Source organism: Nitrosococcus halophilus Nc 4, assembly GCF_000024725.1.
In the GTDB taxonomy this organism is placed as follows: domain Bacteria; phylum Pseudomonadota; class Gammaproteobacteria; order Nitrosococcales; family Nitrosococcaceae; genus Nitrosococcus; species Nitrosococcus halophilus.
The window spans coordinates 2,439,686-2,453,610 of sequence record NC_013960.1 but is presented as its reverse complement, the minus strand read 5'-3'; the positions used below and the strand labels follow the sequence as shown (position 1 = coordinate 2,453,610).

The 13,925-nt window shown below is 51.1% G+C and carries 13 protein-coding genes and 4 tRNA genes; 5 read left to right on the top strand and 12 right to left on the bottom strand.

What is annotated here, in order from left to right; translation table 11 throughout:
- Positions 1 to 3: 3 nt before the first annotated feature.
- The 12 genes from rpoB to NHAL_RS11535 all read right to left on the bottom strand — a co-directional run bounded on the left by rpoB (position 4) and on the right by NHAL_RS11535 (position 9,550).
- Complete coding sequence (gene rpoB / locus NHAL_RS11590; protein WP_013033327.1) at positions 4 to 4,089, bottom strand: DNA-directed RNA polymerase subunit beta; 4,086 nt, start codon at positions 4,087 to 4,089, stop codon at positions 4 to 6.
- A gap of 198 nt (positions 4,090 to 4,287) precedes the next feature.
- A complete protein-coding gene (gene rplL, locus NHAL_RS11585; protein WP_013033326.1) occupies positions 4,288 to 4,671 on the bottom strand; it encodes a 50S ribosomal protein L7/L12 in 384 nt (127 codons plus the stop codon).
- Between the two features lie 69 nt (positions 4,672 to 4,740).
- Positions 4,741 to 5,268, bottom strand: coding sequence for a 50S ribosomal protein L10 (rplJ, locus tag NHAL_RS11580; RefSeq protein ID WP_041354911.1), 528 nt, complete (start codon positions 5,266 to 5,268; stop codon positions 4,741 to 4,743).
- Between the two features lie 296 nt (positions 5,269 to 5,564).
- Entirely contained in the window at positions 5,565 to 6,260 is a 696-nt protein-coding gene (gene rplA, locus NHAL_RS11575; RefSeq protein WP_013033324.1) for a 50S ribosomal protein L1, read from the bottom strand.
- Positions 6,261 to 6,263: 3 nt separating this feature from the next.
- On the bottom strand, positions 6,264 to 6,695 hold the full coding sequence (gene rplK / locus NHAL_RS11570; protein ID WP_013033323.1) for a 50S ribosomal protein L11: 432 nt from the start codon (positions 6,693 to 6,695) through the stop codon (positions 6,264 to 6,266).
- An 84-nt stretch (positions 6,696 to 6,779) separates the two neighbouring features.
- Entirely contained in the window at positions 6,780 to 7,313 is a 534-nt protein-coding gene (nusG, locus tag NHAL_RS11565; protein ID WP_013033322.1) for a transcription termination/antitermination protein NusG, read from the bottom strand.
- Between the two features lie 9 nt (positions 7,314 to 7,322).
- Positions 7,323 to 7,661, bottom strand: a complete 339-nt coding sequence (secE, locus tag NHAL_RS11560) for a preprotein translocase subunit SecE (protein ID WP_013033321.1) — start codon at positions 7,659 to 7,661, stop codon at positions 7,323 to 7,325.
- A gap of 76 nt (positions 7,662 to 7,737) precedes the next feature.
- Positions 7,738 to 7,813: transfer RNA gene (locus NHAL_RS11555), tRNA-Trp, on the bottom strand.
- A gap of 108 nt (positions 7,814 to 7,921) precedes the next feature.
- Positions 7,922 to 9,112, bottom strand: a complete 1,191-nt coding sequence (gene tuf, locus NHAL_RS11550; protein WP_013033320.1) for an elongation factor Tu — start codon at positions 9,110 to 9,112, stop codon at positions 7,922 to 7,924.
- Positions 9,113 to 9,198: 86 nt separating this feature from the next.
- Positions 9,199 to 9,274 (bottom strand) — tRNA-Thr (locus NHAL_RS11545).
- Between the two features lie 57 nt (positions 9,275 to 9,331).
- A tRNA-Gly gene (locus NHAL_RS11540) sits at positions 9,332 to 9,405 on the bottom strand.
- Positions 9,406 to 9,465: 60 nt separating this feature from the next.
- Positions 9,466 to 9,550 (bottom strand) — tRNA-Tyr (locus NHAL_RS11535).
- A gap of 177 nt (positions 9,551 to 9,727) precedes the next feature.
- On the opposite strand from NHAL_RS11535, the gene galE reads away from it, so the two are divergent.
- The 5 genes from galE to ubiE all read left to right on the top strand — a co-directional run bounded on the left by galE (position 9,728) and on the right by ubiE (position 13,912).
- Entirely contained in the window at positions 9,728 to 10,717 is a 990-nt protein-coding gene (galE, locus tag NHAL_RS11530) for a UDP-glucose 4-epimerase GalE (RefSeq protein ID WP_013033319.1), read from the top strand.
- Between the two features lie 130 nt (positions 10,718 to 10,847).
- Complete coding sequence (hslV, locus tag NHAL_RS11525; RefSeq protein ID WP_013033318.1) at positions 10,848 to 11,387, top strand: ATP-dependent protease subunit HslV; 540 nt, start codon at positions 10,848 to 10,850, stop codon at positions 11,385 to 11,387.
- A gap of 20 nt (positions 11,388 to 11,407) precedes the next feature.
- Positions 11,408 to 12,733, top strand: coding sequence for an ATP-dependent protease ATPase subunit HslU (gene hslU / locus NHAL_RS11520; RefSeq protein WP_013033317.1), 1,326 nt, complete (start codon positions 11,408 to 11,410; stop codon positions 12,731 to 12,733).
- A 32-nt stretch (positions 12,734 to 12,765) separates the two neighbouring features.
- Complete coding sequence (locus NHAL_RS11515) at positions 12,766 to 13,158, top strand: gamma-butyrobetaine hydroxylase family protein (protein WP_013033316.1); 393 nt, start codon at positions 12,766 to 12,768, stop codon at positions 13,156 to 13,158.
- A gap of 7 nt (positions 13,159 to 13,165) precedes the next feature.
- Positions 13,166 to 13,912, top strand: coding sequence for a bifunctional demethylmenaquinone methyltransferase/2-methoxy-6-polyprenyl-1,4-benzoquinol methylase UbiE (ubiE, locus tag NHAL_RS11510; RefSeq protein ID WP_013033315.1), 747 nt, complete (start codon positions 13,166 to 13,168; stop codon positions 13,910 to 13,912).
- The last annotated feature ends 13 nt before the right edge of the window (positions 13,913 to 13,925 follow it).

The window sequence follows — 13,925 nt, the reverse complement described above, 5'->3', positions numbered from 1 at the left end:
CATTTAGTCCTGTTCCAGTTCGATATCGATACCGAGGGCGCGGATTTCCTTTGTCAATACATTAAACGACTCGGGCATACCCGCTTCCATTCGGTAATCCCCATCCACGATGTTTTTATACATCTTGGTGCGCCCGTTCACATCATCAGATTTCACAGTGAGCATCTCCTGCAAAGTATAGGCAGCCCCATAGGATTCCAGTGCCCATACCTCCATCTCACCAAAACGCTGTCCACCAAACTGGGCTTTCCCACCCAGAGGCTGCTGAGTGACTAAGCTATAAGGGCCAGTCGACCTAGCATGCATCTTGTCATCAATCAAGTGATTAAGCTTAAGCATATGCATATACCCTACCGTTACCGGGCGGGCGAAAGCTTCTCCTGTTCGACCATCATAAAGAGCGGTTTGGCCGTTGGTAGGCAGATCAGCCAACTCCAGCATCGCTTTGATTTCCTTCTCGGAAGCTCCATCGAATACTGGCGTTGCCATAGGAACACCATTACGCAGGTTATTTGCCAGTTCCAATACTTCCCCATTGCTCAGAGAACTTAACTCTTCTTTCTTGCCACTGGTGTTGTATACCTGCTCCAAAAAAGCACGTAATTCAACAACCTGCTGCTCTGAACTGGAATCAAGGAGAGCGCCAATCTTTCGACCTAGGCCTTTCGCTGCCCACCCCAGATGAGTCTCCAGGATCTGCCCAATATTCATCCGAGAAGGCACCCCTAGGGGATTAAGGACGATATCTACCGGGGTCCCATCTTCCATATAAGGCATGTCTTCAAGAGGCACGATAGTAGAAATCACGCCCTTGTTCCCATGCCGGCCTGCCATCTTATCGCCGGGTTGGACGCGACGTTTTACTGCCAAATAGACCTTCACCATCTTCTGGACACCGGGAGGGAGATCGTGCCCGGAAGTGAGCTTGGCCCGCTGCTGCTGGAACTTTTCGTCCATCGCAGCCCGTTGCTCCTTAAGTTGCCCAGCAGCCCATTCCAGCTGCTTATCCGCCTCCTCACTGCGCAACCGAATCTCAAACCATCGATCCTTAGACAAATCAGCAAGGTAATTTTTTGTGATCTTGCTGCCCGCGCCTAATCCTGCCGGCCCTCCTTCAGCAATCTTACCCACCAAAACCTTTTCTAAGCGTTGGTAGATATCTGCTTCTACGATACGGAACTCATCTCGCAAATCCTTTTTGATCTTAGCCAGTTCCATCTCTTCTATCTGCAAAGCCCGCGAATCTTTTTCCACGCCATCACGGGTAAAGACCTGAACATCGATCACAGTGCCGTGCATACCCGAAGGGACCCGCAGGGAAGTGTCCTTCACGTCAGAGGCCTTTTCCCCAAAAATGGCTCGCAGCAACTTCTCCTCTGGTGTTAATTGGGTCTCCCCCTTGGGGGTCACCTTGCCCACCAAAATATCACCGGGTTTGACCTCCGCCCCAATATAAACGATACCCGCCTCGTCCAGTTTGGATAGAGCCGCTTCGCTTACATTAGGAATATCGCTGCTAATTTCTTCCGGACCCAGCTTGGTGTCCCGCGCAAAGCAACTCAACTCTTCAATATGGATAGAAGTAAACCGTTCTTCCTCCACTACCCGCTCGGAAATAAGGATTGAGTCCTCGAAGTTATAGCCATTCCAAGGCATAAAGGCCACGAGAAGATTCTGCCCCAAGGCCAATTCACCCATGTCTGTTGACGGACCATCAGCCAGAACATCACCTGCTACCACGACCTCACCTGGTTTCACCAAGGGCCGCTGGTTAATGCAGGTATTTTGATTTGAGCGGGCATACTTGGTGAGGTTGTAAATATCAACCCCGGGCTCATCAGCAGCCGTTTCCTCATCATTGACTCGCACTACCACCCGGGCGGCATCCACAGAATCCACGATACCTCCGCGGCGGGCAACCACCATCACCCCTGAATCACGGGCCACAACCTTCTCAATACCCGTACCGACTAAGGGGGTCTCCGCCCGCAAGGTGGGTACCGCCTGACGCTGCATATTAGACCCCATCAATGCACGGTTGGCATCATCGTGCTCTAAAAAGGGAATCAAAGATGCGGCTACCGATACAATCTGCTTAGGTGACACATCGATGTACTGCACCTTTTCCGGCGGCAAAAGCGTGAATTCATTCTTGTGGCGGCAAGAAACGAGCATATCCACCAGGCGGCCTTCCTCGTCCGCAGTCGCATTTGCCTGGGCAATCACGTACTGCCCTTCCTCAATGGCCGACAGATATTCCACTTCGCCGGTCACCTTGCTTTCGACTACCTTTCGGTAAGGCGTTTCAATAAAACCATATTGATTAGTTCTAGCATAAACCGCTAAGGAATTGATCAAACCAATATTCGGGCCTTCGGGTGTCTCAATGGGGCAGACCCGCCCATAATGGGTAGGATGTACATCGCGCACCTCGAAACCCGCCCGCTCACGGGTGAGTCCCCCTGGCCCTAGTGCAGATACCCGTCGCTTATGGGTTACCTCCGACAACGGGTTATTCTGATCCATAAATTGCGACAGTTGGCTAGAACCAAAAAATTCCTTAATCGCTGCCGACACCGGTTTCGCATTAATCAATTCCTGGGGCATCAGCCCTTCCGACTCGGCTAAGCTTAAGCGCTCTCGCACCGCCCGCTCGACCCGAACCAAACCTACCCGAAATTGGTTCTCCGCCATTTCACCAACACTGCGCACTCGGCGGTTGCCCAGATGGTCAACGTCATCCACGCTGCCATAACCGTTGCGGATGTCAATTAAAGTTTTTATGACATCGACAATATCCTCTTTTGATAATACACCTAGGCCAGTAATATCCTCTTTCCCAAGGCGACGATTAAACTTCATTCGCCCCACAGGGGAGAGATCGTAGCGTTCGGGGTTGAAAAACAGATTTTGGAATAAATTCTGCGCGGCCTCCTTAGTCGGCGGCTCCCCAGGACGCATCACGCGGTAGATTTCCATTTGGGCCTCCAAAGGCGTAGTGGTAAGATCTAACCGCAAGGTATCGGAGATAAAAGGGCCACGGTCTAAATCATTGGTATAGATAAGATCAAAGGCTTGGATATCGGCGCCTTCTATGGCTTCCATTAACTCTGCTGTAATTTCGTCATTAGCTCTAGCCAAGACTTCCCCGGTGTCGGTATCCACTAGATCTCGAGCCAGAGTCTTCCCTATTAAAAATTCCTTGGGCGCAGACAGAGTCTCCATCCCCGCCTTTTCCATCTGCTTGATATGCCGTGCTGTAACCCGTCGCTCGGCTTCGACAATGACCTCGCCATCGGGGTTAATAATATCGAAGGGCAGAGACTCGCCGCGAAGCCGCTGAGGCAGCAAATCTAATAAGTAAGCTGAACCCTGGTGATGAACTGTAATAGTCTCAAAGAACATCATCAGGATTTCCTCGGTGCTGTAACCAAGGGCACGTAATAATATGGTCGCTAGCAGTTTGCGCCGGCGATCGATACGGGCATAGACGCAGTCCTTAGGATCAAATTCAAAATCTAACCAAGACCCGCGATAGGGGATTATCCTAGCGGAAAAAAGCAACTTCCCCGAGGAATGGGTCTTGCCCTTATCGTGCTCAAAGATAACTCCTGGAGAGCGATGTAATTGGGAGACGATAACCCGCTCTGTTCCATTGATAACAAAATTCCCTTTTGGGGTCATTAGGGGGATTTCCCCCATGTAGACTTCTTGTTCCTTTACATCCTTGACGACTTGCTCGCTAGCGGGAGCCTCCTTGTCATAAATAACAAGGCGCAACTTAACCCGTAGTGGAGCTGCATAAGTCAAACCTCGTACTTGGCACTCCTTAACATCAAACGAGGGAGTACCAAGGTGATAACTGACATACTGGAGTTCCGCGTATTCTGTATAGCTCTTAATGGGAAATACGCTCTGGAATGCCGCATGTAACCCTTTATCCTCCCGCTTATTGGGAGGTGCATCCATCTGTAAGAAATTACGGAAGGAATCGATTTGTGTTGCTAGCAGGAAAGGAGTTTTCAGTATACTATAAAGCTTGCCAAAATCTTTACGAATACGCTTCTTCTCGGTCAGCGAGTAGGGCATCTTATCACCTCGGCGAGTGCCTGCTATCAAAAAACCAGCAGCGGGTAACCACCGCGTTGCTGGCACTCTCTAGAGACGGGTCACTATTCCTACCAAGCCCCATGCTTGGCAGAAACTAAAGAAACGGAAAAAGGCTGGTGGCTACCGCCACCAGCCAATTTTCCGTTCACACGGATAATAAACAATCGCGCTGTCGCGTTATTTAACCTCGACGCTGGCGCCTGCCTCCTCCAGTTGCTTCTTGACATCTTCAGCTTCATCTTTAGAGACTCCCTCCTTAACTGCTGAAGGCGCGCCTTCTACCAATTCTTTAGCTTCCTTAAGGCCAAGACCCGTGACACCACGCACCGCTTTAATGACTTGCACCTTATTAGAACCAAAGCTTGTCATTACCACATCAAACTCTGTTTTTTCTTCAGCTGCAGCCCCTGCCTCAGCACCGGCTGCAGGCGCAGCCACCGCCGCCACTGGAGCAGCAGCGCTAACCCCAAATTTTTCCTCCATGGCTTCAATCAATTCAACCACATCCATGACAGTCATATTCGAAATCGTTTCTAAGATTTCTTCTTTCGTTACAGCCATCGTTAACTCCGTAAACCTTGCTTAATACAGAATGTTGCCTAAGCTCCAAACACCCTTCTAACCGCGAATTCAGGTCGCTTGTTTTTGATCCCGCACAGCAGCAACGGTGCGCACCAACTTCGCTGTTGGCTCAGCCAAGGTGCGGACAAACTTGCTGATCGGCGCTTGCAAAACCCCCATAAGCATAGCAATTGACTGCTCCTTAGTAGGCATTTCCGCTAGGGCCTTGACCTGCTCAGGGGGCAACAACCTACCGCCAAGACAGCCCATCTTCACTACAAGCTTGGCATGCTCCTTGCCAAAATCTCGAATCAGCCGCGCTGCAGCACTAGGATCCTCGCGAGAAAACGCCAGCATCAAGGGTCCTCTTAAACCATCGCGCATGCACTCGAATTCGGTTCCTTCCAGGGCACGAGACGCTAACGTATTACGCACCACACGCAGATAAACTTTTCCCTCGCGGGCAGCTGTCCGCAACTTTGTCATCTCAGCAACAGTCAGTCCACGATACTCAGCAGCAACAGCGGAATGAGCTTGAGAGGCAACTGCCGCCACCTCGGCAACAACAGCCTTTTTTGCTTCCAGATTAAGACTCAACCTTATTGCCTCCTTAATTAATTTCTGCCACATCCCTGTCCATAGATAAGTACCTATTGGAGGTCGAAATATCCTCAACCTTCCCAATTTACGGCAGCCGTTGCCACAACATTCCGTAGTAGTAGCAGGGCCTACCGTCTGCGCAGGCCAGTTGGCCTCCCGCCAACCTATTAAGCTCAACACGCCTGCGGTCTTAGACAGCCTACGGATATATTCGTAGGCGGCCCTCTAACACCCTCAACAAACAGAGCCCATCATCGAAACGATGAACTCAAATGTTAAAAAATTCGCCCCACCTAATCTGAAAGGGTCGCTTGATCCACAGCTATACCAGGGCCCATAGTAGTAGACAAAGTCAGTTTTTTTAGGTACACGCCTTTCGCCGAGGCAGGCTTCAGCTTCCTGAGATCTTCAACCAGGGCTTGAAGATTTTGCTTAAGCGCACCGACCTCAAATGAGACTTTGCCAATTGAACAATGAATGATGCCCGCCTTGTCCGTCCGGTAACGAACCTGCCCTGCTTTAGCCTTAGTCACAGCACCAACCACATCAGTGGTCACCGTTCCCACCTTGGGGTTGGGCATCAGCCCACGAGGTCCTAGGATGGGACCCAACTGCCCTACTACGCGCATGGCATCTGGAGATGCAATGACCACATCAAAGTCGGTTTCGCCAGCCTTTACCTTCTCAGCCAAATCCTCAAGCCCAACGACATCGGCCCCTGCTTCTTTTGCCGCATCAGCATTAGCGCCCTGGGTAAAGACCGCCACACGCACTGTTTTACCAATACCATTAGGCAATACCGTTGAACCACGGACCACTTGATCAGACTTGCGCGGATCTACGCCAAGGTTAACAGCGGCATCGACTGATTCTTCAAATTTAGCCGTTGCGGCCTCTTTAAGCAGGCTTATGGCTTCCTCTACCGAATAGACCTTCCCCGGCTCCAACTTTTCCCGAATCCCAGCTAGCCGCTTACCCATTTTAGCCATGGCTTAGACCCCCTCCGTTTCCAGACCCATACTGCGTGCGCTACCGGCAATAGTGCGGACGGCTGCATCCTTATCTGCCGCAGTCAAATCAGGCATTTTTGTTTCCGCAATTTCCTCCAGTTGAGCACGGGTTACCTTACCCACCTTATTGGTATTAGGTTGGCTACTCCCAGAGGTGACTCCCGCTGCCTTTTTAAGCAGAACAGAAGCTGGCGGTGTCTTGGTCACGAAGGTAAAACTACGGTCAGAATAAACCGTAATCACCACCGGTATAGGCATGCCCTGCTCCAAACCTTGGGTCTGGGCGTTGAATGCCTTGCAGAACTCCATAATGTTAACGCCGCGCTGACCCAAAGCCGGGCCTACCGGAGGGCTTGGATTGGCCTGTCCGGCGGGTACTTGCAGCCTAATATAAGCTTCTATCTTCTTTGCCATGGTTTTGCTCCTATCGGGTGCAAACGGCGCTCTCGCCTCCCCGAAGCCTTATCCTCTAGACAGCCAGATTCCTAGCCACTACCACTATCTTTTTTCAACTTGTCCAAAATCGAGTTCAACCGGGGTGGATCGCCCAAAAATCAACACCGCCACTCGAAGCTTATTTTTTTCGTAATTGACTTCTTCAACCACGCCGTTGAAATCAGTAAAAGGCCCCTCTACTACCCGCACCATCTCACCGGGCTCAAATAGTATTTTTGGCCTTGGCTGCTCTGCCCCTTCCCGGACCCGCTCTAGTATCTTTTCGGCTTCAGCATCCGTGATCGGCGCCGGTTTATCGCTAGTTCCCCCAATAAAACCGAGCACCCGCGGAACATCCCTTACTAAATGCCAGGTCTCATCGCTCATTTCCATTTGAACCAAGACATATCCAGGGAAGAACTTACGCTCACTTTTACGCTTTTGGCCCTCGCGCATTTCAACGACCTCCTCTGTCGGCACCAGGATATCCCCAAATTTTTCCTGCAGCCCATAACGGCGAATTCGCTCCTCAAGGGAGCGCTTCACTTGCTGTTCGAAACCAGAGAAAGCCTGGACCACATACCAGCGCTTGGCCACCTTAACCCCCTACCCGGTCAATAGACGGACAATCCACATCAGCAGCGTATCAAACAGCCACAGTATGCTTGCCATCACCATTACCATTAGCAACACAATAAGCGTTGTACGAATAGTTTCTTGTCGTGACGGCCAAACGACTTTCCGAAACTCGGTTCGGGTCTCCCCAGCAAAGCTCAACGCAGCTTGACCCCGGGTCGTTTTTGCCAAGATTGCCAACGAAATGCCCACTGCGGTAAGTAGCCCTAGCACACGCAAAAGCGTAGATTGCTCATTAAAATAATAAAATAGCCCAATAGCGGTACCTAGCAACAATATTGCGACCGCAAGTTTAATGGTGTCTGCCATAATAATTTCGGAAACCAAAGACGGCGTTAATATATTTAATCTGGTAAAAAAACCCTTGCGTGAATACTTAACTAGATGGCAGGCCAGGAGGGAATCGAACCCCCAACCTGCGGTTTTGGAGACCGCCGCTCTGCCTATTGAGCTACTGGCCTAGTTAAAGTAAACAGAACTATTGACACAATAAACACTAGAAATAAGATAGGGGCGGAAACTGAATGAATTACTCAGATGATACTTCAAACTCGCCCCTGCTCCTACGTTTACTCAATAACTTTACTGACGACGCCGGCCCCTACCGTACGCCCCCCTTCGCGGACCGCAAAACGCAAGCCCTCCTCCATCGCAATGGGCGCAATCAAACTGACCGTCATCTGAATATTATCCCCCGGCATCACCATCTCCACCCCCTCGGGCAAATCAATGGCGCCGGTCACATCCGTGGTCCGAAAATAAAACTGCGGACGATACCCCGTGAAAAACGGCGTGTGCCGACCCCCCTCATCCTTGGAAAGAACATACACCTCCGCATGAAACTTCGTGTGCGGCGTAATCGAACCCGGCTTGGCAAGTACCTGCCCGCGCTCCACATCCTCGCGCTTGGTCCCCCGCAACAAGACCCCCACATTGTCCCCCGCTCGACCCTCGTCCAAGAGCTTGCGAAACATCTCCACTCCCGTACAGGTCGTCTTCTGCGTCTCCCGCATCCCTACGATCTCTATCTCATCACCCACCTTGACAATCCCTCGCTCCACGCGGCCCGTCACCACCGTCCCCCGGCCCGATATCGAAAACACATCCTCTATCGGCATCAAAAATGGCTGGTCCACCGCACGCTGGGGCTCCGGAATATACGCATCCATCGCCTCCACTAACTTCAATATCGACGGAATCCCTATCTCGCTCGTGTCCCCTTCCAAAGCCTTCAACGCACTGCCCACCACTATCGGTGTGTCATCCCCCGGAAACTGGTAACTGTCCAACAGCTCCCGAACCTCCATCTCCACAAGCTCCAATAGCTCCGGGTCGTCCACCATGTCCGCCTTGTTCAAATACACCAAAATGAACGGGACCCCCACCTGACGCGCCAACAAAATATGCTCCCGCGTCTGCGGCATCGGACCATCCGCCGCCGATACCACCAATATCGCCCCGTCCATCTGCGCCGCACCCGTAATCATGTTCTTCACATAATCCGCATGACCAGGACAGTCCACGTGCGCATAGTGGCGAGCCTCCGTCTCATATTCCACGTGCGCCGTCGCTATCGTAATCCCTCGCTCCCGCTCCTCCGGCGCGTTGTCTATCTGATCATAGGCCCTAAACTCCCCTCCATATTGCTCCGCTAACACCCTCGTCAACGCCGCCGTTAACGTCGTCTTACCATGGTCTACGTGACCAATCGTGCCTACGTTGATATGCGGCTTCTTCCGCTCAAATTTCGCCTTGGACATGGATGGATACCCCCTTACCTGAGAGTCACATAAACCTGACAACGCAATAATTGCGACATGACTGATATGTTATTCAAAATTTTTTTTGGAGCCCATAACCGGATTTGAACCGGTGACCTCTTCCTTACCAAGGAAGTGCTCTACCGACTGAGCTATATGGGCGTAGCAACATCATACACCTACGAAAAATGCACCTAGGGACCAACTTAACCCGAGTCATGGAGCGGGCGATGGGAATCGAACCCACGTCATCAGCTTGGAAGGCTGAGGTTCTACCATTGAACTACGCCCGCTAATGTATTCAAAGGTTAGCAGGATTCATCTAAGAGGTTACTCCTCCCGTCACTTGGAGCTGGTGGAGGGGGGAGGATTCGAACCTCCGAAGGCTGAGCCGTCAGATTTACAGTCTGATCCCTTTGACCGCTCGGGAACCCCTCCCAGACGTAAACATAATATTCTTGTGCATTCTTGCTGTAATGTCAATACCAGATATGCTTCCAAGCTTGATTTTATGACGATAACCCCCTATTGGTGATTGCCTATTCTACCCCCTATTACAACCACGGCAGTTAATACATAAAATAAGCATTTTACCGAGATTGGAGATTTAAAGCTATGGCACAAAAAGGAATACTCGTCACTGGCGGCGCAGGCTACATCGGCAGCCATGTGGTCCAGCAGCTGACCGCGATGTCTCATCGCGTCGTCGTCCTAGATAACCTCTCAACGGGTTTTGCCGATGCTGTTATCAACGCCGATCTCGTGATTGGAAACACTAAAGACAGCGAACTGGTAAGAAGCCTTCTGAAAGAGTACCAGGTAGACACCGTAATGCACTTTGCCGCCCACACTGTCGTCCCAGAATCCGTTGCTAATCCACTCAAGTATTACGCCAATAATACTTGCCACACCCGGAATCTCCTAGAGTGCTGCACGGCGGCAGGAGTAAAATACTTTATCTTCTCCTCCACCGCGGCCACCTATGGCACCCCCTCTACTCCCTTGGTTACCGAGGACACCCCGACTGCCCCTATCAATCCCTATGGCACTTCCAAACTAATGAGCGAATGGATGCTACGCGATTTATCTCAAGCAAGCAATCTTAATTATGTGATTCTTCGCTATTTTAATGTTGCCGGTTCCGACCCCACCGGACGTATTGGTCAGTCAACCCGTGAAGCCACATTACTCATCAAAGTTGCTTGTGAAGCTGCGGTAGGAAAGCGAGATCAAGTATCTATCTTTGGTACCGATTATCCCACCCCCGATGGCACGGGAATCCGCGACTATATTCACGTGGAGGATTTAGCAAAAGCTCATATTTTAGCCCTGGACTATCTTAAACAAGGCAACCAATCTACTATCTTAAACTGTGGCTACGGTCATGGCTACAGCGTCCGCGAAGTACTTGACGCCGTCCAACGTGTTCATGGCCGCCCTCTAAAGGTAGTGAAATGTGCCCGCCGCCCCGGCGATCCACCTCGCTTAATCGCTGCTGCTGAACAAATCCGGGGCGTATTAGGTTGGCAACCGCAGTATGATAACCTGGATTTTATCGTCAAAACTTCGTTAGACTGGGAATATAAACTGTTGGCACGTGGCTGACAGAGGAAAACCACTGAAGGAAATGGGGAGCCTTCCAATTTATGCCCTCTTACCGGTGCATAGTGTGGAATACGCTTCTTGGTGTAGAATCTAAAAGCTAAGAAACAATTTGAACGAGGAGCATAAGCCTTTGGAACAGTTTCGAGGCACAACCATTCTCTCGGTACGGCGCCAAGAGCAAGTTGTTATGGGGGGTGATGGTCAAGTCAGCATGAATGATATTGTCATGAAAGGCAATGCCCGTAAGGTGCGGCGCCTATTTCATGGGCAAGTCGTTGCCGGCTTTGCCGGCGGGACGGCTGATGCCTTTACGCTCTTTGAGCGCTTTGAGGCTAAATTGGAAAAACACCAAGGCAACCTAACCCGCGCTGCCGTAGAATTAGCCAAGGATTGGCGTTCTGATCGCTCTCTTAGGCGGCTTGAGGCCCTACTGGCCGTGGCTAACCCCAAGGCTTCTTATATTATCTCGGGGAATGGTGATGTCATTGAACCCGAATATGGCTTGATTGCCATTGGCTCAGGGGGCCCTTATGCCCAAGCGGCGGCCCGTGCGCTACTCGAAAACACGGACCTCAGTGCCCGCGCCATTACCGAAAAAGCCCTGAATATTGCTGCTGATATCTGTATTTATACCAACAGCTACCTAACCATTGAAGAACTCTCCGATTGAAACCCCTAAAACAGGACATTATGCCCGAACTCACCCCTCGACAAATCGTTCAGGAACTGGATAAGTATATTATCGGCCAAACGGCAGCTAAACGAGCTGTAGCCGTTGCTCTTCGTAATCGCTGGCGTCGGCGCCAGCTGAGTGAAGAACTGCGCCATGAGATCACACCCAAAAACATTCTCATGATTGGCCCCACCGGCGTGGGCAAGACTGAAATTGCCCGGCGCCTTGCAAAGCTAGCCAACGCCCCTTTTATTAAGGTCGAAGCGACCAAGTTCACCGAAGTCGGCTATGTTGGCCGAGACGTGGAATCGATTATCCGTGATTTGCTGGACATTGCCATCAAAATGACTCGCGAACAGGAAATGGCAAAGGTTCGCGACCGAGCCGAGGATGCGGCAGAGGAGCGAATCCTCAATGCCCTCTTACCCCCCTCGCGGGCTATGGCTGGTGAAACAACAGAAGGGGATTCAAGCACTCGGCAAAAATTCCGCAAAATGCTGCGGGAGGGAAAATTAGACGACCGGGAAATTGAAGTTGAATTAGCGGCTGTTTCCATGGGAGTGGAAATCATGGCTCCCCCGGGCATGGAGGAAATGACCAGCCAGCTTCAGAATATGTTCCAACATCTTGGCGGCAGCCGTACTCGAACCCGTCGGCTGCGGGTCCGTGAGGCATTCAAATTGCTGACTGAAGAAGAGGCCGGAAAGCTCATTAATGATGAGGACTTAAAGGCGCGCGCCCTGGATAACGTCGAACAGAATGGTATTGTATTTCTCGACGAAATGGACAAGATCGCCAAGCGTTCAGAAGTCTCCGGGACGGATGTCTCTCGTGAGGGTGTGCAGCGTGACTTACTCCCCATGGTAGAGGGAAGTACGGTCTCCACAAAGCATGGCATGGTAAGGACCGACCACATCTTATTTATTGCTTCAGGTGCCTTCCATCTGGCCAAACCTTCAGATCTCATTCCGGAATTGCAAGGGCGTCTACCCATTCGGGTTGAGCTCAGCGCCCTTAGTGTGAATGATTTTGTGCGTATTTTGACCGAACCGAGCGCTTCTCTTACCGAGCAGTATACCGCCCTACTCAAGACTGAGGGAGTCTCCTTGTATTTCACCGAAAATGGAATTGCCCGCATTGCCCAAATCGCTTGGCACGTCAATGAGCGTACGGAGAATATTGGTGCTCGGCGCCTGCATACTGTCATGGAACGTCTACTCGAAGGACTCTCCTTTGAAGCGGATGCGCATGCCAGTCGAGAAGTCACCATTGACGCCGCCTATGTAGACACACAGCTAGCTGATTTGGCCCAGGATGAAGATCTCTCGCGCTATATTCTCTAAGAGCCTTTAGCAACGCCTCTGGCTTCAAAATTATGGCAACACAGCACCCCCAACCTACAGAGATCAAGCTTCGCCGAAACTCCCGCCTGCTTGAACTCTGCTTTGACGATGGCGCTCATTTTACACTTCCCTGCGAATTTCTACGGGTCTACTCCCCATCAGCAGAGGTCCGGGGGCATGGCCCAGGACAAGAGATCCTCCTCATTGGCAAAGAAACCGTTAACATCAAAGACATCGAGCCCGTTGGCAATTATGCGGTTAAACTCCGCTTCGATGACGGACACGATACCGGCCTTTACTCTTGGGAGTACCTTTACAAACTAGGGCAAGAGCAAACCCCTCTTTGGCAAGAATATTTAGATCGCTTGCAGCAAGCGGGCTATCAACGCAGGGAACCTGAAACAAAAGATTCAAGTACGGACTAAATCAAGAATGGAGCAAAAAAAAACGACCCACTTTGGTTTTCAGGAGGTCCCTCTAGAGGAAAAAGCACATAAGGTCGCCGAAGTTTTTCACTCTGTCGCCAGCCGCTATGATCTGATGAACGACCTTATGTCCCTCGGCATCCACCGCCTGTGGAAGCGTTTTGTTATTGAACTCAGCGGTATTCGGCCTGGCATGCGAGTCCTAGACTTAGCGGGCGGCACGGGAGATCTGGTTAAAGTATTTGCTGACCGTGTCGGCAATAAGGGCCAAGTGGTCCTTGCAGATATCAATTCAAGCATGCTGGAGAAAGGCCGGGAACGGCTGACGAACCTGGGCAAAGTAGGCAATATAAGCTACGTCCAGGCCAACGCAGAAAGCTTGCCTTTCCCCGCCAATTATTTTGATCGAATCACTATCGCTTTTGGCCTGCGCAATGTCACCCAAAAAGAAACTGCCTTACATTCCATGTACCAAATTTTGAAACCAGGTGGCCAACTCCTGGTGCTGGAATTTTCCAAACCTGCACCTTGGTTGGCTCCTGCCTATGATGCCTATTCTTTTTGGGCTTTGCCGCGAATTGGCAAATGGGTAACCGGAGATGCGGATAGTTATCGCTATTTAGTAGAATCTATTCGCCGGCACCCGGATCAGGAAACCCTCTGCGCCATGATGCAATCTGCAGGATTTGATCACTGTGATTTTCATAACTTAAGCCAGGGCATTGTTGCCCTCCATAGGGGCTATAAATACTGACCCGATTGGGGTC